Annotated in this window: 19 protein-coding genes; 8 read left to right on the top strand and 11 right to left on the bottom strand. The window is 68.5% G+C overall.

The features are described from left to right. Nucleotides 1-15 precede the first annotated feature (15 nt). Nucleotides 16-573: an LppU/SCO3897 family protein gene (locus OHS17_RS16725; protein ID WP_330312819.1), complete on the top strand. Its 558-nt coding sequence runs from the start codon at nt 16-18 to the stop codon at nt 571-573. 127 nt (nt 574-700) lie between these two features. Here the strand turns inward: OHS17_RS16725 and OHS17_RS16720 are convergent, their stop codons facing one another. Then, nucleotides 701-2,143: a CCA tRNA nucleotidyltransferase gene (locus OHS17_RS16720; RefSeq protein WP_073863850.1), complete on the bottom strand. Its 1,443-nt coding sequence runs from the start codon at nt 2,141-2,143 to the stop codon at nt 701-703. A 181-nt stretch (nt 2,144-2,324) separates the two neighbouring features. Here OHS17_RS16720 and OHS17_RS16715 point away from each other — a divergent pair, with 181 nt between their 5' ends. The 3 genes from OHS17_RS16715 (at nt 2,325) to OHS17_RS16705 (ending at nt 8,662) form a co-directional block, all read left to right on the top strand. Then, nucleotides 2,325-4,622, top strand: coding sequence for a DUF6049 family protein (locus OHS17_RS16715; protein ID WP_330312818.1), 2,298 nt, complete (start codon nt 2,325-2,327; stop codon nt 4,620-4,622). Nucleotides 4,623-4,671: 49 nt separating this feature from the next. Beyond that, a complete protein-coding gene (gene murJ / locus OHS17_RS16710) occupies nt 4,672-6,828 on the top strand; it encodes a murein biosynthesis integral membrane protein MurJ (RefSeq protein WP_330312817.1) in 2,157 nt (718 codons plus the stop codon). Nucleotides 6,829-6,961: 133 nt separating this feature from the next. Then, nucleotides 6,962-8,662, top strand: coding sequence for a protein kinase family protein (locus OHS17_RS16705; protein ID WP_330312816.1), 1,701 nt, complete (start codon nt 6,962-6,964; stop codon nt 8,660-8,662). 84 nt (nt 8,663-8,746) lie between these two features. Here the strand turns inward: OHS17_RS16705 and OHS17_RS16700 are convergent, their stop codons facing one another. Further along, nucleotides 8,747-9,199: a DUF2690 domain-containing protein gene (locus tag OHS17_RS16700; RefSeq protein WP_330312815.1), complete on the bottom strand. Its 453-nt coding sequence runs from the start codon at nt 9,197-9,199 to the stop codon at nt 8,747-8,749. 155 nt (nt 9,200-9,354) lie between these two features. Here OHS17_RS16700 and sigM point away from each other — a divergent pair, with 155 nt between their 5' ends. The 4 genes from sigM (at nt 9,355) to trxA (ending at nt 12,571) form a co-directional block, all read left to right on the top strand. Then, nucleotides 9,355-10,092, top strand: coding sequence for an RNA polymerase sigma factor SigM (sigM, locus tag OHS17_RS16695; RefSeq protein ID WP_330312814.1), 738 nt, complete (start codon nt 9,355-9,357; stop codon nt 10,090-10,092). Next, on the top strand, nt 10,089-11,084 hold the full coding sequence (locus OHS17_RS16690) for an anti-sigma factor family protein (protein ID WP_330312813.1): 996 nt from the start codon (nt 10,089-10,091) through the stop codon (nt 11,082-11,084). Before sigM ends, OHS17_RS16690 begins: the two co-directional genes overlap by 4 nt. Nucleotides 11,085-11,216: 132 nt before the next feature. Beyond that, complete coding sequence (gene trxB, locus OHS17_RS16685) at nt 11,217-12,182, top strand: thioredoxin-disulfide reductase (RefSeq protein WP_330312812.1); 966 nt, start codon at nt 11,217-11,219, stop codon at nt 12,180-12,182. Nucleotides 12,183-12,232: 50 nt separating this feature from the next. Beyond that, on the top strand, nt 12,233-12,571 hold the full coding sequence (gene trxA, locus OHS17_RS16680; RefSeq protein WP_018101890.1) for a thioredoxin: 339 nt from the start codon (nt 12,233-12,235) through the stop codon (nt 12,569-12,571). A gap of 89 nt (nt 12,572-12,660) precedes the next feature. On the opposite strand, the gene OHS17_RS16675 is transcribed toward trxA, so the two are convergent. From OHS17_RS16675 to rpmH, 9 genes are all read right to left on the bottom strand, one after another. After that, nucleotides 12,661-13,278, bottom strand: coding sequence for a GNAT family N-acetyltransferase (locus OHS17_RS16675; protein WP_073863857.1), 618 nt, complete (start codon nt 13,276-13,278; stop codon nt 12,661-12,663). A gap of 161 nt (nt 13,279-13,439) precedes the next feature. Then, complete coding sequence (locus OHS17_RS16670) at nt 13,440-14,525, bottom strand: ParB/RepB/Spo0J family partition protein (protein WP_330312811.1); 1,086 nt, start codon at nt 14,523-14,525, stop codon at nt 13,440-13,442. Then, the gene (locus OHS17_RS16665) at nt 14,522-15,598 is read right to left on the bottom strand and encodes a ParA family protein (protein WP_078498647.1); all 1,077 of its coding nucleotides are present in this window, start codon (nt 15,596-15,598) and stop codon (nt 14,522-14,524) included. The genes OHS17_RS16670 and OHS17_RS16665 overlap by 4 nt, the downstream gene beginning before the upstream one ends. Before the next feature lie 209 nt (nt 15,599-15,807). Continuing rightward, nucleotides 15,808-16,524: a 16S rRNA (guanine(527)-N(7))-methyltransferase RsmG gene (gene rsmG / locus OHS17_RS16660; RefSeq protein WP_018101894.1), complete on the bottom strand. Its 717-nt coding sequence runs from the start codon at nt 16,522-16,524 to the stop codon at nt 15,808-15,810. Nucleotides 16,525-16,632: 108 nt separating this feature from the next. Continuing rightward, nucleotides 16,633-17,142: a Jag family protein gene (locus tag OHS17_RS16655; protein ID WP_330312810.1), complete on the bottom strand. Its 510-nt coding sequence runs from the start codon at nt 17,140-17,142 to the stop codon at nt 16,633-16,635. Nucleotides 17,143-17,156: 14 nt separating this feature from the next. Then, nucleotides 17,157-18,416 carry a membrane protein insertase YidC gene (gene yidC / locus OHS17_RS16650; protein ID WP_018101896.1) on the bottom strand — a complete coding sequence of 420 codons (1,260 nt, stop codon included), beginning with the start codon at nt 18,414-18,416 and terminating at the stop codon, nt 17,157-17,159. Between the two features lie 3 nt (nt 18,417-18,419). After that, a complete protein-coding gene (yidD, locus tag OHS17_RS16645; protein ID WP_073863860.1) occupies nt 18,420-18,779 on the bottom strand; it encodes a membrane protein insertion efficiency factor YidD in 360 nt (119 codons plus the stop codon). Further along, the gene (rnpA, locus tag OHS17_RS16640; protein WP_073863861.1) at nt 18,776-19,147 is read right to left on the bottom strand and encodes a ribonuclease P protein component; all 372 of its coding nucleotides are present in this window, start codon (nt 19,145-19,147) and stop codon (nt 18,776-18,778) included. The genes yidD and rnpA overlap by 4 nt, the downstream gene beginning before the upstream one ends. 21 nt (nt 19,148-19,168) lie before the next feature. Further along, nucleotides 19,169-19,306 carry a 50S ribosomal protein L34 gene (gene rpmH / locus OHS17_RS16635; RefSeq protein ID WP_006348049.1) on the bottom strand — a complete coding sequence of 46 codons (138 nt, stop codon included), beginning with the start codon at nt 19,304-19,306 and terminating at the stop codon, nt 19,169-19,171. Nucleotides 19,307-19,502 lie beyond the last annotated feature (196 nt).

Genomic DNA, 19,502 nt, shown 5'->3' with positions numbered 1-19,502 from the left:
CACGGGGGAATCCAGATGACTTACCCGCCGCAGCAGGGCAACGTCCCCTACGGCCAGCAGCCTCAGGCCTACCCGCCGCAGCAGGGCGGATACGGCTACCCGCCGCAACAGCCCCAGCAGGGGTGGGGCGGCCCGCAGCAGCCGCAGGGCTGGGGAGCCCCTCAGCAGCCGCAGCAGCCCCAAGGGTGGGGCACCCCTCCGCAGGGGCCTTCGCAGCCCTCGGGCGGCAAGAAGGCGTTCCTCGCCACCCGCAACATCATCATCATCGTCGTGGGCCTCGTCGTGCTCGCCGGGCTGAAGTTCGGCCTGGGTGACATGTTCGAGTCCGACGCCAAGGCCGCTGCGGTCGGGGACTGCTTCGAGAACAAGGGCACCAACTACAACCCGGACATGAACTCCGTCGACTGCAGCTCGTCCGCCGCCGAGTACAAGGTCGCCGAGGTGCACGACAACACCACCGACACCGACCTCTGCGACCCAGAGAAGTACTCCGCCTACACCGAGAGCTCGGGTCGCCGTAAGAGCCGGAACAGCGTGGTGCTCTGCCTGACGCCGCTCAAGCCGACCGGCTGAACCTCCGCAGTACCCAGAAGACCGACCGAGGGCGTTGTTTCACGTGAAACAACGCCCTCGGCGTATGCGTCGGCGCTCATGTTTCACGTGAAACATGAGCGCCGACGCATGGAACGAAGCGAGAGCGTCAGCTCTGCGCCTCCCACCACTTCTTCAGTTCCGCGACCGCCGTGTCGTGCTCCAGCGGACCGTTCTCCAAGCGCAGTTCCAGCAGGAACGCGTACGCCTTGCCGATGACCGGGCCCGGGCCCACGCCCAGGACCTGCATGATCTCGTTGCCGTCCAGGTCCGGCCGGATCGCGTCCAGCTCCTCCTGGCTCTTCAGCTGGGCGATGCGCTCCTCAAGCCCGTCGTAGGTGCGCGAGAGGGCAGCGGCCTTGCGCTTGTTACGCGTCGTGCAGTCGGACCGGGTCAGCTTGTGCAGCCGCTCCAGGAGCGGACCGGCATCCCGTACGTAGCGGCGCACCGCGGAGTCTGTCCACTCGCCGTCGCCGTAGCCGTGGAAGCGCAGGTGCAGCTCCACCAGCTTCGAGACGTCCTTGACCATCTCGTTGGAGTACTTGAGCGCCGTCATGCGCTTCTTGGTCATCTTGGCGCCCACCACCTCGTGGTGGTGGAAGGAGACCCGCCCGTCCTTCTCGAAGCGCCGCGTCCGAGGCTTGCCGATGTCATGAAGGAGAGCGGCGATACGCAGAACGAGATCCGGCCCGTCCTCCTCCAGGGCGATCGCCTGCTCCAGGACGGTCAGGGAGTGCTCGTACACGTCCTTGTGCCGGTGGTGCTCGTCGCTCTCCAGCCGCAGCGCCGGCAGCTCGGGCAGGACCTGCTGGGCCAGGCCCGTCTCCACGAGGAGCGACAGGCCCTTCCGGGGATGAGAGGAGAGCAGGAGCTTGTTCAGCTCCTCGCGCACCCGCTCGGCGGAGACGATCTCGATCCGGCCCGCCATCTCCGTCATGGCGTCGACGACCTCGGGGGCCACCTCGAAGTCGAGCTGTGCGGCGAACCGCGCGGCCCGCAGCATGCGCAGCGGATCGTCGGAGAACGACGCCTCAGGCGTCCCGGGCGTACGCAGGACCCGCTCGGCCAGGTCCTTCCGGCCATCGTGGGGGTCGATGAAGACCTTCTCCGGCAGCGCGACGGCCATGGCGTTGACCGTGAAATCGCGCCGCACGAGGTCGTCCTCGATGGAGTCGCCGTAGGACACCTCCGGCTTGCGTGAAGTCCTGTCGTACGCCTCCGACCGGTACGTCGTGACCTCGATCTGGTAGCCGTGCTTCTGCGCCCCCACCGTGCCGAAGGCGATCCCGACCTCCCACACGGAGTCGGCCCACGGCCTGACGATCTTCAGCACGTCCTCGGGGCGGGCGTCGGTCGTGAAGTCCAGGTCGTTCCCGAGCCTGCCGAGAAGTGCGTCACGGACCGAGCCGCCGACCAGTGCGAGACTGAATCCGGCATCCTGGAATCGGCGGGCGAGATCGTCGGCGACCGGGGCGACCCGCAGCAGTTCGCTGACTGCGCGGTGCTGCACCTGGGTCAGGGCGCTGGGGTTGTCTGCGTTGGCATTCGGCACAACAGAAAAGGGTACGTGCACGGACCGGTCCGGGCGTCACCCATTTCCCGGGCCCTGCGAGACTCTCCCGATCATGCAGCACACTCCCCGGCACTTAGCCCCGACGCACCTCGTTACCATGCGGGGACGCAGCAACGGACGACGATCCACAGCAGTTGACGATGACGAGGGACGGGTACGCGTGGCCGAGGCGGCAGACATCCAGGGGATGCATCCCTCTCCTGCCCGCCGGTGGCTGCGGCGCACAGCCGCCGTGCTCGCCGGGGCGCCGCTCGTCGCCGCCCTGCTGGCGGGCGCCGCCGCCCCGTCGGCCCGGGCCGACGCCCCGGCCAAGGCTCCGACGGGGTCCAGCACGGTGTCGGTGTCCCTGGACGAGATCACCCCCAGCGCCCCGGAGAAGGGGGACACGCTGCGGATCTCCGGAACGCTGACCAACAAGGGCAAGGAGACGGTCACCGACGCCCAGGTCGACCTCCGGGTCGGCCCCCGTCTCTTCAGCCGGACAGCCATCGACGCGGCCGCCCGGCGCACGGGATACCTGCCCGGCACCGACCCCTATCCGATCGGCGGCAAGTACACGGTCGAGATCGACAAGCTGCGCTCGGGAATCAGCCAGGACTTCACGCTGTCCGTACCGGTCAGCAAGCTGGATCTCGGGGACGACGGGGTCTACCAGCTGGGCGTCTCGCTGTCGGGGCGCACCTCGCACACCGTGTACGACCAGGTGCTCGGCATCAAGCGGACCTTCCTGCCCTGGCAGGACGGCGACCGCGACTCCAAGATCGGCCTCAGCTACCTCTGGCCGCTGATCGCGTCCGCGCACCTCACGGCGGAGACCGGCTCGGACGAGCAGCAGACCCCGGTATTCGCCGATGACGACCTGGCCGCGGAGATCGCGCCGGGCGGCCGACTCGAACAGATGGTCTCCCTGGGCAGCCGGCTGCCCGTGACCTGGGTCATCGACCCGGACCTGCTGGCCAGCGTCGACGCGATGACCAAGCCCTACCGGGTCAAGTCCGGCGACACCACGGTCGCCGGAACGAACCAGGACGTGGCCAAGAAGTGGCTGACCTCGCTGGAAGCGGCGGTGTCCGAGGGCAAGGTCGTGGCCCTGCCGTTCGGCGACCCGGACCTGGCCTCGATCGCCCACCGGGGCAAGAACGTCTCCGGCACCCTCAGCCATCTGCAGACCGCCAGTGAGGTCGCCGGGATGACGGTGGAGACGATCCTCCACCTGAAGCCGTCCACCGACTTCGCATGGCCCGTCGACGGTGCGGTGGACCCGTCGATCGTGGACGTCGCCACCTCGGCCGGCGCCCACCATGTGATCGCCCGCAGCGACAGCCTCGACGAGACCGGGAACCTGGTCTACACGCCTTCCGCCGCCCGCCCGATCGGCGGCGGCACCACGGCGGTCGTCTCCGACGCGAGGCTCTCCACGGCCTTCCAGGGCGACATGGGCAACGCCGGGAGCTCCACGCTCGCCGTGCAGAAGTTCCTCGCCCTCACCCTCGCCCTGGCCGAGCAGGACACGGACAAGGACCGTTCCGTCGTCGTGGCACCCCAGCGCACGCCCACGGTCGCCCAGGCGCAGTCGATGGCACGCGCCCTCCACGCACTGGACGACGACCGCTGGACGAAGTCCGAGGGGCTGGCCCAGGCGGCGGCGACCAAGCCGGACTCCGAGGCGACCACCGATGTGCCTCCGGCATCCCGGTACCCCAAGAAGCTGCGCCGCCAGGAGCTGCCCACACAGGCGTTCCAGGACATCAAGTCCATCCAGTCCTCGCTCAATAACTTCCAGGTCATCCTGACCCACCCCGAGCGGGTGGTGACCCCCTTCGGCAACGCCGTCAACCGGTCCATGTCGACCTCGTGGCGGGGGAAGCCGCTGAAGGCGCAGCAGTACCGGGACTCGGTCCGCACCTATCTGCAGGGGCTCGTCGGCGAGGTCCAGCTCGTCCCGAAGTCGGACATCACCTTGTCCGGCCGCAGCGCCACGATCCCGGTGACCGTGCAGAACAGACTGCTGCAGGACGTCGATCACCTGGTGCTGCGGCTGAAGTCGGACAACGCGACGCGGCTCAAGCTGAACGACGGCGGCAGCATCGCGGAACAGCCCATCCAGATCGGCGCCGGGCACAGCCAGTCCGTGAAGTTCGACGCGGCGGCCAACATCAACGGCCAGGTCCAGATGACCGCGCAGCTCTACACGGAGGACGGGACTCCGTACGGTGAGGAGATGGCCTTCACCGTGAAGGTCTCCGAGATCACCCCGACGGTGCTTCTGGTCATCGCCGGCGGGCTCCTGCTGCTGGTGCTGGCCGGCATCAGGATGTATGCACATCGCAAGCGCGCCAACGCGGGCGGCGCGGCGGGCGACGACGGCAGTGAACCCGAGCAGCCGAGTGACCCGACGCCGGACACCGGTCCCGAAAGCGCGGAGCCGTCGGGCACGGGTGAGAAAGTGGACCGTTGAGCGATGTCTGTCGTGGCCGGTCGGCCGGGGACGATGAGGTGGGGTTTCGATGAACGCGCCGTACGACGGTGACCGCGGTCAGGGTACGGGCGGGGCCGGGTACTCCGGCGGCCCTCCGGTGCCCCCTGACCCGCAGCAGCAACCGGCGCCGGACCCGTATCTGCAGTCCGCGTACGACCACGACCCGTACCGGGCGCAGGACCTCTCGGCCCAGGACCCGGTGGACGAGGCGCTGTACGACCGCGCCGCGCATCCGCCGCCGCCCCCCGGCACCTACCAGCAGCCGCAGCCGCTCTATCAGCAGCCGCCGGCGGCCCAGTACGCCCCCGACCCCCGTATCTGGGCCCAGACACCGCCGCCCGAGCCCGCCGGACCCTCGCGCCACCTCCCGTACGGAGACAACGCCGCGACGACCCAGTTCGTGGGCGTGGACGACCTCGTCACACAGGCTTCCGCGGACCGCGACGAGCCCGACGCCTTCGCCCACCTCTTCCGCGACCAGGAAGGCCCCGCGAACCCGGGCGCCGCTCCGGCCCCGGCCCAGCCCGAGCCCGCCCCTGCGCCGGTCAAGTCCGGCGGCCGCGCCTCCAGCCTGCTGAAGTCCAGCGCGGTCATGGCGGCCGGCACGCTCGTCTCGCGCCTCACCGGCTTCGTCCGCAGCCTCGTGATCACCGCGGCGCTCGGCGCTGCCCTGCTCGGCGACAGCTTCACCATCGCGTACACGCTGCCCACGATGATCTACATCCTCACCGTGGGCGGCGGCCTCAACTCGGTCTTCGTTCCCCAGCTCGTCCGCTCGATGAAGGACGACGAGGACGGCGGCGAGGCGTACGCCAACCGGCTCCTGACCCTCGTGATGGTTGCCCTCGGCCTCATCGTCGCCGTGGTGGTCTTCGCGGCCCCCTGGCTGATCCGGCTGATGTCCTCGACGATCGCGGACGACCCTGCGGCCAACAACGTCGCCGTGACGTTCGCCCGCTACTGCCTGCCCACCATCTTCTTCATGGGTGTGCACGTCGTGATGGGGCAGATCCTCAACGCCCGCGGGAAGTTCGGCGCGATGATGTGGACCCCGGTCCTGAACAACATCGTCATGATCTTCACGTTCGGAATGTTCATCTGGGTCTACGGCACGTCCCACGAGTCCCACATGGGCGTGGACACGATCCCGCCGGAGGGCGTGCGCCTGCTGGGCATCGGCACCCTGCTCGGCCTGGTCGTGCAGGCGCTGGCCATGATCCCGTATCTGCGCGAGGCCGGCTTCCGCTTCCGTCCCCGGTTCGACTGGAAGGGCCACGGGCTGGGCAAGACGATAAAGCTCGCGAAGTGGACGGTGCTATTCGTCTTCGCCAACCAGGCCGGTGTGCTCGTCGTCACCCAGCTCGCGACCTCGGCCGGCAAGGCGTCCGGGAAGAACGGCGCGGGTTTCCTCGCCTACTCCAACGCCCAGCTGATCTGGGGCATGCCGCAGGCGATCATCACCGTCTCGGTCATGGCCGCCCTGCTGCCCCGGATCTCCCGGGCCGCCCACGACAACGACCCCGGCGCCGTCCGCGACGACATCTCGCAGGGGCTCCGCAACTCCGCCGTGGCCATCGTCCCGGTCGCCTTCGCGTTCCTCGCCTTGGGCGTGCCGATGTGCACCCTGCTCTACTCCTCCAGCGGCCCCGAGGCCGCCCGCTCCATGGGCTTCATCCTGATGGCCTTCGGCCTCGGCCTGATCCCCTACTCCGTGCAGTACGTGGTGCTGCGCGGTTTCTACGCGTACGAGGACACCCGGACGCCGTTCTACAACACGGTCATCGTCGCCCTGGTCAACGCGGCGGCCTCCGCGCTCTGCTACGTCGTGCTGCCCGCCCAGTGGGCCGTGGTCGGCATGGCCGCGTCGTACGGCCTGGCCTACGCCGTCGGCGTCGGGATCGCCTGGCGCCGGCTGCGCAACCGATTGGGCGGCGACCTGGACGGCGCGCACGTGGTCCGCACCTACGCCAGGCTGTGCCTCGCCGCGCTGCCCGCCACCTTGGTCGGCGGAGCCGCGGGCTTCGGCCTCCTGCAGGTGCTCGGGGAAGGCGCCTTCGGCTCGCTCGTCGCGCTGGTCTGCGGCGGTGTCCTGCTGCTCGGAGTGTTCTTCGTCGCGGCGAGGAAGATGCGGATCGAGGAGATCAACGGCATGGTCGGCATGGTCAGGGGGCGGCTCGGCCGCTGAGGCCGGCCGGTCCGCACAACCATCGCCGGTCTCCGCGTGTCGTGCATAGCGCCGGAGTGTGGGCACAATTGGCGTGACTGTGCAGAGCAGAGCTGGCTGGCATCGCGCAACGGATGGGGAGGCAGGAACGACGGTGGCGGAACGTAGCACGGCTGCCGTCGACGTGGCCGACAACAGCGGGGACAAGCCGCTGACCGCCAAGGCGGACGAGGCCACGACCGACGGTACGGCAGAAGCGCAGGACGCGGCGGACACGGACTCCCAGGAGGAGACCGACGAGACAGCCGCATCGAAGACCTTCCCGGCCACCCCGGATCTGCACAGCGGTCACAAGCTGGCCGGCCGGTACCGGCTGGAGGAATGCGTCACCCGTCTGGACGGGTTCAGCAGCTGGCGGGCCGTCGACGAGAAGCTGCGTCGCGCGGTGGGGGTCCACCTCCTGCCCGCGGAGCACCCGCGGGCACGCTCGGTCCTGGCCGCCGCCCGGTCCTCCGCGTTGCTCGGCGACCCGCGCTTCGTGCAGGTCCTGGACGCCGTCGAGGAGGACGAGCTCGTCTACGTCGTCCACGAGTGGCTTCCCGACGCCACCGAGCTCATGGCCCTGCTGAGCGCGGGCCCGATGGACGCCCACGACGCGTACCAGCTCGTCAGCCAGGTCTCCCAGGCCATGGCTGCCGCGCACCGGGAGGGCCTGGCCCACCTGCGGCTCACGCCGGGGGCCGTGCTCCGCAGCTCGTCCGGCCAGTACCGCATCCGCGGCCTCGCGGTGAACGCCGCCCTGCGAGGCATCACGTCCGACGGCCCCCAGCGCGCCGACACGGAGGCGATCGGGGCCCTGCTGTACGCCGCGCTGACCCAGCGCTGGCCGTACGAGAGCGATGCGTACGGGCTCACCGGGCTTCCCAAGGGGATGGGGCTGCTCCCGCCCGACCAGGTGCGGGCCGGAGTCCACCGGGGCCTCTCCGAGATCGCCATGCGGGCACTCGCCAACGACGGTGCCACGGCGTCCCGCCAGGAGCAGCCGTGCACCACGCCCGACGAGCTCGCCAAGGCCGTGGCGGCGATGCCCCGCATCCCTCCGCCCGAGCCCGTCTTCACCGCCCCGCCCGAGTACCAGCGGACCACCTACCAGCAGGGCACGTACGGAAGGCCGGCGGCGGCCGGTCCCGTTGTCACCCAGCCCGTCGTGCCCGTGCCCCCCGCGCCCTTGCAGAGCCGCACCGGCAAGGCGCTGAAGTGGGTCGTGTCCGCGCTGCTGATCGCCGCCCTGGGCCTGGGCAGCTGGCAGCTAGCCGAGACGCTCATCGACCGGGACAACAACTCGGGCGGTGACCCCGGCACCACCCAGTCCAACCCGGAGAACAACGACACCCCGCCGGTCGAGAAGAGCAAGCCCGTTCCGATCGTCACCGCGCAGGACTACGACCCGCTCGGCGCCGACGGCAGTGAGAAGCCGCAGAGCATAGGCAACGTCTACGACGACGACCCGAGCTCGTACTGGCACACGGACTGGTACGCGTCAGCCGAATTCGGCAATCTCAAAACAGGCGTCGGCGTCGTCCTCGACCTCGGCAAGACACAGCGCGTCGGCAAGGTGGACGTGTCCTTCCTCGGCGGCGACACCTCGGTCGAGCTGCGGACCGCCGACGGCTCCACGGTGCCGACCAGCCCCACCGGTTTCGACAAGGTCGCCCAGGGGTCGGGGACCCAGGTGTCGCTGAAGCCCTCCAAGCCCGTACAGGCGCGGTACCTGCTCGTCTGGCTCACCAAGCTCCCGCCGAGCGGCGAGGGCAACTACCGGGGGAAGGTCTCGGACATCAAGGTCACCAGCTGACGGCTTCGAACACGAGAATGGGGCTGGGCAGGATCCGAGGATCCTGCCCAGCCCCATTTTCTTGGTCGCGAACCGCTGCAGAGGTCAGTACGAAGGCGTCTTCGAGTGGAGACTCACGTTGTCGTACTGGGACCAGCCTTCCGCGTATGCGGAGAGCGGGTCCTTGTCGTAGACCATCCCCGTGTAGCAGGTATAGGTACCGAGCGACGAGCTGTAGGAAAGCTTCGAACAGTTATAAGATTTACCGTCCGAGTTCCGCACGATCTGGGCCTTGCCCCACACGTCCTCGGAAAGGCTGATCCGCGCCCACGCAGTGTGGCACTTGACGCTGTACCGCAGCTCAACGGCACCGAGCGTCCAGCTGGAGGTGCCGATCAGCGAGCGCTTCACAGTGGTGGCGTCGCCGGAGCACCCGGCGGAAATGGGATTCTTCCCGTCCATCGAATAGGTGGCCGCCTGGGCGCTACCCGGGAGCAACGCCACGACTACGGGTGCGGTGAGAACGGCCGGGAGAACCTTTCCCAGGTATCGCTTCATACGCCTCTGCCTCACGTGGTCCCCTTTCTGATTTCCCTCAATATTGGGCGGACAGGGCACCTCAGAAGCGCGACCGAATCGCGCCTTTTCATCATTCATACAATCCACCCGACCTCGCCATTTACTTCCCGGCGTGGATCGGTTTGAATGCACGGATGGCGACAGCTGAGGGGGGAGACCGCGAGCTCTACGGCTCCGGTGCCGCCGATCCACCGAGTGACGAGGACCTCCTCGCGCAGCATGTCGCCGGTGACCCCGATGCCTTCGGCGAGCTGGCTCGACGCCATCGCGACCGGCTGTGGGCCGTGGCCCTGCGGACGCTCGGCGACCGTGAGGAAGCGGCCGACGCCGTACAGGACGCCCTGATCTCCGCCTTCCGCGCCGCCCACACCTTCCGGGGCCAGTCCGCCGTGACCACCTGGCTGCACCGCATCACGGTGAACGCCTGCCTCGACCGCGTCCGCAAGGCCGCGTCCCGGAAGACCTCGCCCGTCGACGACCCGGAACGGCTCGACCAACTGCTGGAGCCCCATGAGTCCGCAGAGGCCCCGGCGGAACGCCATGACCTCCACCGCGAACTCGTCGCCGCGCTGGCCACCCTCCCCGCCGAGCAACGCGCGGCCCTCGTCCTCGTGGACATGCAGGGGTACCCGGTGGCGGAGACCGCTCGCATCCTCGATGTGCCCGTAGGCACCGTGAAGAGCCGCTGCGCACGGGGCCGGGCCCGCTTGGCGCCGCTGCTGACGCATCTCCGCAGCGACGGCCGCGCCGGCGAGACACCCGGCATGGAAGGGAACCGGACGCCCAGAGCATCCGTCCCACCGGCAGCCGGGCCACGAGACGCGGGCACGAGCGACCCCACTGTGATGAAGGGCGGAGGTGGACACCGATGACGTCAACACCCGGCACAACCCAGCACCCGGAAGTCTCGGAGATCTCCGACCTGACCGAGGACCTGCTTCCCGGAGTCCGGGCAGCCGAGATCCGCAGCCACCTGGGCAACTGTGAGCTCTGCGCCGATGTGCTCGCCTCCTTGGAGGAGATTCGCGCGCTGCTCGGCGACCTGCCCGCCCCCGAGCCCATGCCCACAGACATCGCCGACCGCATCGATGCCGCCCTCGCCGCCGAGGCGCGGACTCATCGCGCGGAGCCGGATTCAGCGACCGATGTTTCACGTGAAACAGAGCCGCCGCAGGAGCCCGGGCACATAGCCGGGAACCCGCCATCCCGGTCGCATGCCCCGGATCGCCCGGCCGGGCATGCGCATGCGAACACCGGCCCCGGCCGGCGTCCAGGCCGGAGGCGTCGCCGTACCACTCTGCTCGCCTCCGCATTCGGGGCCGCTGCTCTGGTCGGCATGAGCGTCTTCCTGCTGCAGAACGTCCCGGGAGCCGGGCGAAGCGACACCTCCGCAGCGGGGGTCAGCCAGGACACGACGGCCACGGCCCCGAAAAGCCGCTCGCAGGAGTTCTCCGCAGCCACCCTCGAGGACCAGGTCCACACGCTGCTGGGCCGGACCTCCGGCACGGAGAGCCCACCGGCCCCCCAGGGGAACGACGAGGCTCCCTCTATCGGATCCCAGTCCTCGCCCCATTCCCAGCCGTCGCTCCAAACGGATCCCTCGGACTCCCTGTCCCCCGAGTCCCCGCTCCGGACCCCCGCGGTGCCCGTCCCTGCGTGCGTGGAAGAAGGCATCGGCCGCAACAGCCCGGCGCTCGCCGTCGAGAGGGGCAGCTACGAGGGCACCGACGCGTTCCTCGTCCTCCTGCCTCATCCCACGGAACCGGACAGCGTTCAGGCGTATGTAGTGGACGCGGCCTGCGTGGGAGCCGAGCCTCCCGCCAAGGGGAAGCTGCTGCTGACACACGCCTACGCGCGCCGCTGAGAAGGCGCCGCCAGCCGCCCCGGCACGTCGGGAATGCATCCCCCGTAGGATCCGTTGGGTGGGGTGAGAGTCGTTGAACCGGCCCCAGTAGGCGTGGACAGTAGGCAGTCTGCAGAGACGAGGAAGAAACCCGTGAGCGACGTGCGTAATGTGATCATCATCGGCTCCGGCCCGGCCGGCTACACAGCCGCCCTGTACACCGCGCGCGCCTCGCTGAAGCCGCTGGTCTTCGAAGGGGCCGTCACCGCCGGTGGCGCGCTCATGAACACCACCGACGTGGAGAACTTCCCGGGCTTCCAGGACGGCATCATGGGCCCCGAGCTCATGGACAACATGCGCGCCCAGGCCGAGCGGTTCGGCGCCGAGCTGGTCCCGGACGACGTGGTCTCCGTCGACCTCACCGGTGACATCAAGACCGTCACCGACACGGCAGGCACCGTGCACCGCGCCAAGGCGGTCATCGTCACCACGGGCTCCCAGCACCGCAAGCTCGGACTCCCCAACGAGGACGCCCTCTCCGGACGTGGCGTCTCCTGGTGCGCGACCTGCGACGGCTTCTTCTTCAAGGACCAGGACATCGCCGTGGTCGGCGGTGGCGACACCGCGATGGAGGAGGCGACCTTCCTCTCGCGCTTCGCCAAGTCGGTCACCATCATCCACCGCCGCGACACCCTGCGCGCCTCCAAGACCATGCAGGATCGCGCCTTCGCCGACCCGAAGATCAAGTTCGCCTGGGACAGCGAGGTCGCCGGAGTCAACGGCGAGCAGAAGCTCTCCGGCGTGACGCTGCGCAACACGAAGACCGGCGAGACGTCCGAGCTGCCCGTGACCGGCCTGTTCATCGCCGTCGGCCATGACCCGCGCACCGAGCTTTTCAAGGGCCAGCTCGAACTCGACGACGAGGGCTACCTGAAGGTCAACGCACCTTCGACGCGTACCAACCTGTCCGGGGTCTTCGGTGCCGGCGACGTTGTCGACCACACCTACCGCCAGGCGATCACCGCGGCCGGCACCGGCTGCTCCGCTGCCCTCGACGCAGAGCGCTTCCTCGCCGCGCTCGCCGACGACGAGAAGGCCGCCCCGGCGGCCGCCGTCTGATCCACGCCTCACTCACATCCCCACACACCCCGCGAAGTTAGGAGGCCGCCGTGGCCGGCGCCCTGAAGAACGTGACCGACGACTCCTTCGAAGAGGTCGTCCTCAAGAGCGACAAGCCTGTGCTGGTGGACTTCTGGGCCGCCTGGTGCGGCCCGTGCCGCCAGATCGCTCCGTCGCTGGAGGCCATCGCGGCCGAGCACGACGAGATCGAGATCGTGAAGCTCAACATTGACGAGAACCCGGCCACCGCTGCCAAGTACGGCGTCATGTCCATCCCGACGCTGAACGTCTACCAGGGTGGCGAGGTCGCCAAGACCATCGTCGGCGCCAAGCCGAAGGCCGCCATCCTCCGCGACCTCACGGGCTTCATCGCCGACAAGGACCAGTAAGGCAGAAGCTGCGTCCGCTTGTTTCACGTGAAACGGGCCCGTCCTCCCCAGGACGGGCCCGTTTTGCATGCGGCCATGGAGCACGCACCTCACAACGGCCGCAGCGCAGGCTCCTTCTGTACCGCTCCGAGGAGCCGGTCCAGGGCCAGCTCGACATCTTCCTTCCAGGAGAGCGTCGTGCGCAGCTCCAGCCGCAGTCGAGGGTGCACCGGGTGCGGGCGTACCGTCTTGAACCCCACTGCCAGAAGGTGGTCGGCAGGCAGCACGCAGGCCGACTCCTTCCACCGGGCATCTCCGAAGGCTTCGATCGCCTTGAATCCCCGGCGGATCAGATCCTTGGCAACGGTCTGCACCATGACCCGTCCCAGCCCCTGGCCCCGGTAGCCCGGCATGATCAGCGCGGTCATCAGCTGAACGGCATCGGGGGAGACCGGGCTCGTCGGGAAGGCGGTGGCGCGCGGAACGTATGCGGGTGGTGCGTAGAGCACAAAGCCGGCCGGCACGTCATCGACGTAGACCACCCGCCCGCAGGAGCCCCACTCCAGAAGAACCCCGGAGATCCACGCTTCCTTCTCCCGGTCGGATGTGCCGCTCTTCACGGCGGCCTCTCCGCTGACCGGGTCGAGTTCCCAGAAGACACAGGAGCGGCAGCGCCGGGGGAGGTCGGGAAGGTTGTCCAGCGTGAGCGGTACGAGCCGACGCCCCATGAAGGCTGTTCCTCACTTCTCTCGCCCACTGCGTCATGGACGGAAATGCCCTGCCACAACGCATCGTAACCACCGCCGGATCAAGCCGACACCGCGAGAGAGCAAAGGGCGGGCTGTGATCCGTGAACCGGAAACAGCCCGCCCTCAGGGTGCGGCGTACGTCAGCTCTCGCCGTCCTCGGCCGAATCCTCGGAGGGGGCCTGGTCCAGTACCCGGCCCTCGCCCGGGGCGAGGCTGCCGAGGATGCGGTCCAGGTCCTCCATTGAGGCGAACTCGACGACGATCTTGCCCTTCTTCTGCCCGAGGTCGACCTTCACCCGCGTCTCGAAGCGGTCGGAGAGCCGCGATGCCAGATCGGAGAGCGCCGGGGAGAGCCGCGCCCCGGCCCGGGGCCCCTTGGCCTTCTTGGCGCTCGTGGGCCTGGAGCCCATCAGCGTCACGATCTCCTCGACCGCTCGCACCGAGAGCCCTTCGGCCACGATCCGATGGGCCAGCTTGTCCTGCTCCTCGGAGTCGTCCACCGACAGCAAGGCACGTGCGTGGCCCGCCGACAGGACCCCGGCGGCGACCCTGCGCTGCACCGGCGGGGACAGCCGCAGCAGACGCAGGGTGTTGGACACCTGCGGCCGCGAACGGCCGATCCGGTCCGCCAGCTGGTCATGCGTGCACTTGAAGTCCTTCAGCAGCTGGTCGTAGGCGGCCGCCTCCTCCAGCGGGTTCAGCTGAGCCCGGTGCAGGTTCTCGAGGAGGGCGTCCAGGAGAAGCTTCTCGTCGTCCGTGGCCCGGACGATGGCCGGGATGCGCTCCAGGCCTGCCTCGCGGCAGGCCCTCCAGCGCCGCTCGCCCATGATGAGCTCGAAGCGGTCGGCCCCGATCTTACGCACCACGACCGGCTGGAGAAGGCCGACCTCCTTGATGGAGGTGACCAGCTCCGCGAGCGCGTCCTCGTCAAAGACCTCACGCGGCTGACGCGGGTTCGGCGTGATGGAGTCGAGCGGCACTTCGGCGAAGTACGCGCCGGCGACATCGCCCGGGACCGTCGGCTCGGACCCCGACATCGGCGAGCTCGGCTCGGGCACGACGGGAGTGGCCCCGAGCGTGGCCACCTTGGCGGCAGCCACGCCCCGCTCCGTGGTCAGTACGGGCGAGGAAGCCCCGGAGCCGGCGGACGACAGCTGCTTCTCCTGCGGAGCGGCTGGGATCAGGGCACCGAGCCCTCGCCCCAACCCTCGACGACGCTCACTCACTGGATCCCCTCCGAATTGCTCTGCTGACTGATCGAACCGCCCGTGTGGGCGTGCTGTCCCTCGTAGTGCACCCCAACCCCGCGCAGCGCGATCTCGCGGGCTGCTTCGAGGTACGAGAGCGACCCGCTGGACCCGGGGTCGTAGGTGAGCACGGTCTGCCCGTAGCTCGGTGCCTCGGAGATGCGGACCGACCGGGGGATGCTGGTCCTCAGCACCTCCTTGCCGAAGTGGCTGCGGACCTCCTCCGCGACCTGTGACGCCAGCCGGGTCCGGCCGTCGTACATAGTGAGCAGGATGGTCGAGACATGAAGGTCGGGGTTCAAGTGGCCCCGTACCAGCTCGACGTTCCGCAGGAGCTGACCCAGACCCTCCAGCGCGTAGTACTCGCACTGAATGGGGATCAACACCTCCGCACCGGCCACCAGTGCGTTGACCGTCAGCAGGCCCAACGAGGGCGGGCAGTCGATCAGGATGTAATCCAGCGGCTGCTCATACGCCTGGATGGCGCGCTGGAGTCGACTCTCCCGCGCCACCAGCGACACCAGCTCGATCTCCGCACCGGCGAGATCGATGGTGGCCGGGGCGCAGAAGAGACCTTCGACGTCCGGGACGGGCTGAACCACGTCCGAGAGCGGCCTGCTCTCCACCAGAACGTCATAGATCGAGGGAACTTCGGCGTGGTGATCGATACCCAGAGCCGTCGAGGCGTTGCCCTGCGGGTCGAGGTCCACCACCAGGACCCGCGCCCCGTGCAGAGCCAGCGACGCGGCGAGGTTGACCGTCGAGGTGGTCTTGCCCACCCCGCCCTTCTGGTTCGCCACGACCATAACGCGGGTCTGCTCGGGACGTGGCAGCCCCTCGCCGGCTCGGCCAAGGGCCTCCACTGCCAGCTGGGCCGCACGACCGATGGGTGTGTCGTCCATCGGCGGCGGTGTTTCACGTGAAACACCGTTCCCCGCCGATTCGGTTCGGGGGCCGGGGACCGGATCGGTCATCGGCCCCGCGATGTTGGCGTCGGACCGCAAGGATTCACTCTCCTCGACTTCAGGCTCGCAATGAGCAGAGCCTGTCATGGTTTCGGGGTCGTGAACCAGCGAGGCCCGCTCTTCTGTGGATGAAACCACTTCTGTGGACAACTCCGTAGCCCTAACGGGCCTGCGATGGGGAGGGGCGGCTGCCTCATGACCGCGGCCGATGATTCCATGCAGCAGAGAACGACGTTTCACGTGAAACACGATGCCTCCGCAGCGTAGCTACGGAGCTACGACACTCCGCGCGAGGCTCAGCGACGACGTCGCGTCCGGCTGGTTCGCGCAGCCTTGGCTCGCTTTGCGGCGAACCTCACACCGCCCGGGCTCTCGCCGACCACCACCCGGACCACGGTGGACGTGGGGTCGACCACGCCTTCGCCGACATGCAGCACCTCGGTGTCCACCACGCCCAGCTTGCTGAGCGCGGCCCGAGCACCGTTGATCTCCTCCTCGGCGGTGTCGCCCTTGAGCGCGAGCATCTCGCCGTACGGGCGCAGCAGGGGCACACCCCAGCCGGCCAGACGGTCCAGCGGGGCCACCGCCCGGGCGGTCACCACATGCACCGGCTGCAGGGAGCCGAGAACCTCCTCGGCCCGGCCGCGGACCACGGTCACATGATCGAGCCCCAGCAGCTCCACGACCTCCTGGAGGAAGTTCGTCCGCCGCAGCAGCGGTTCCAGAAGGGTGATCTTCAGGTCCGGGCGCACCAGCGCCAGTGGAATGCCCGGCAGCCCGGCCCCGGACCCGACGTCGCAGACCGTGACTCCCTCGGGAACGACCTCGGAGAGCACCGCGCAGTTCAGCAGATGCCGCTCCCACAGACGCGGAACCTCTCGCGGCCCGATCAGCCCGCGCGTGACACCCGCGTCCGCCAGCAGCTCCGCGTACCGGACAGCCTCGGGAAAGCTCTCACCGAATACCTCCCGGGCCTCGTCGGGCGCCTGGGGAAGCGCTACTTCCTCCGTCACGGGGGACCGTCCTTCCATACCGCACTACCGCACCATGGTGGCTGTCTATCAGGCTGACAAAGATCGGCCCCGCCTGCGAACAGACGGGGCCGACAGGTAAGGAGCCGGTCAGACCGGCAGGACGACGACGAAGCGCTGCGGCTCCTCGCCCTCCGATTCGCTGCGCAGGCCCGCCGCGGCAACCGCGTCGTGCACGACCTTGCGCTCGAACGGCGTCATCGGGTCCAGCTTCACCGGCTCACCGGTGCTCTTGACCTCGTTGGCCGCCTTGGCACCCAGCTCGGCGAGCTCCGTGCGCTTCTTGGCCCGGAAGCCGGCGATGTCCAGCATCAGACGGCTCCGGTCACCGGTCTCCCGGTGCACGGCGAGCCGCGTCAGCTCCTGAAGCGCCTCCAGGACCTCACCGTCGCGCCCCACGAGCTTCTGCAGCTCGCGCGCCGAGTCGCTGATGATCGAGACCGCGGCCCGGTCTGCCTCGACGTCCATGTCGATGTCGCCGTCGAGGTCGGCGATGTCGAGCAGGCCCTCAAGGTAGTCCGCTGCGATCTCCCCTTCCTGCTCAAGGCGGGTCAAGGTGTCGCTGCCCTCAGCGGCCGTGGAGGTGGTGCCTTCCGTCACGGATGGACTCCTTCTTACTTCTTGGACGGGTGCTTGGGCCGCTGCGGGCCCTTGCGCTGTCCGGACTTGGCTTGGCGTGAGGAGCCGGACGCGGCCTTGCCCGCCGGCTTCGACTTGTCGTCCTGCGCGGAGCTCTTCTTCAGGGAGGTCTTGGACGCCTGCTCGTCGGAGTCGTCGCCGGCTCCACCCTGGTGGGCCGCACCGGTCTGGCGCTGCGCCTTCGTCTGCCGCTTGGGCTGCTGGCGACGCTGCGGGGCACTGCCCTCGGCCTCGGCGGCGGCGGTGTCGCTCTTGGTGACCGTGCCGTCCTCCTGGGGAGCGAGGCCGAGCTTGGCCAGTCCGACAACGAACTTCCGCTCGATGTCATTGCGGTCCGGGCCCTTGGCCACGATCCGCTTGACAGTGTTGCGCCGGGTCCGGCCGCGGACCTCACCGTGCGCGGTGACGCTCTTCAGCACGCGCCCGAGGTACTGCTCCTGCGCCTTGCTGCCCGGCGTCGGGTTCTGGTTGATCACGTACATCTGCTGACCCATGGTCCAGACGTTCGTGGTGAGCCAGTAGACGAGGACACCGACGGGGAAGTTGATGCCCATGACCGCGAAAATCAGCGGGAAGATGTACATCAGCATCTTCTGCTGCTGCATGTACGGCGTCTTGACCGTCAGGTCGACGTTCTTCGTCATCAGCTGGCGCTGCGTGAAGAACTGCGAGGCCGACATCATCACGATCATGACCGCGGTGACGACCCGGACGTCGGTCAGCGAAGCGCCGAGGGCGTCGACCTTCTCCGCGCTGTCCATGAACTTGGCGGCCAGCGGAGCACCGAAGATGTGGGCCTGACGGGCGCTGTCCAGCAGCGACTGGTCGATGACGCCGATCTTCTTGTTCGAGGCGATCGCGGAGAGTACGTGGTACAGCGCGAAGAAGAACGGCGACTGCGCGATGATCGGCAGGCACGAGGAGAGCGGGTTGGTACCCGTCTCCTTGTACAGCTTCATCATCTCTTCGGACTGACGCTGCTTGTCGCTCTTGTAGCGCTCCTGGATCGCCTTCATCTTCGGCTGGAGCAGCTGCATGTTCCGCGTCGACTTGATCTGCTTGACGAACAGCGGGATCAGACAGATACGGATGAGCACCACGAGGGACACGATGGACAGACCCCAGGCCCATCCGGTGTCAGGGCCGAAGATCGCCCCGTACAACTTGTGGAACTGGACGATGACCCAGGAGACGGGCCAGGTGATGAAGCTGAACAGACTGGCAATCGTGTCCACTAATCAGGCTCCTTGAGCATTGGGCGAAGTCTCTGCGGCCGAACTCGGGAGCTCGGTGGCCGAACCCCCGGGAGGCACGTCAGCGGCGGAGTCCCCGCCCTTGCTGCCGCGTATGGCGCTGCGCAGCAGTTCGTGCCAACGCGGACGTTTGCGTGGTGGTACGTAGTCCACGCCGCCGGGTGACCACGGATTGCATCGCAGGATGCGCCAGGCTGTCAGCGCCGTTCCCTTGATCGCTCCGTGCCGGTCGATCGCCGTATATCCATAGTGGGAACACGACGGGTAGTAACGGCAGACAGGCCCGAGAAGTGGGCTGATCGTCCACTGGTACAGCTTGATGAGAGCCAGCAGCGGGTACTTCATCGCACGCCCCCTCCCAGCAGCCGCTGCAAGGCGGCGTCCAGGTCTCGGGCCAGCTGTTCATGGCCGGCGTCACCCGATCCGGGCAACGCTCGTACGACAACCAGGCTACCGGGGGGCAGCAGGGCGAGCCGTTCTCGGACCAGGTGGCGAAGCCTGCGCTTCACCGCTGTGCGGACGACCGCACCACCCACGGCTTTGCTGACAACGAAACCCGCACGCGGCGGGGGAACGTTCTCCCCAGGCACGTGCGGGTCGGTTGCACCGCTTCGTAGATGGACGACGAGGAGCGGGCGACCGGCCCGGCGTCCTCGTCGTACCGCGGTCGCGAAGTCCTCGCGCCGCCTCAGCCGATTCTCGGAAGGCAGCACGTCATGACGACCTGTACGCGATCAGGCGGACAGGCTTGCGCGACCCTTGCTACGGCGGGACGCGAGAATCGCGCGGCCGGCACGGGTACGCATACGCAGCCGGAAGCCGTGGGTCTTCGCGCGACGACGGTTGTTCGGCTGGAAGGTGCGCTTGCTCACTCGGGGGCTCCAGAAATGACTCGTGTGTTGGCGGGACATCGCCTGGCTGTCACCGTGCGCCCACGAGAGACTCGCGTAAACGCCCTAGTGCACCGCATTCACAATCACAGATCGTGATCTTTGCCCATCGGAGGCAGGCGGCAGCAGCCATCGACAACTCGACCTGGTCACGGTACGCGCGGCTACGCCATCCGGT

This window comes from Streptomyces sp. NBC_00523, from assembly GCF_036346615.1.
Classification (GTDB): domain Bacteria; phylum Actinomycetota; class Actinomycetes; order Streptomycetales; family Streptomycetaceae; genus Streptomyces.
This window is presented reverse-complemented; position numbering and strand designations above follow the sequence as displayed.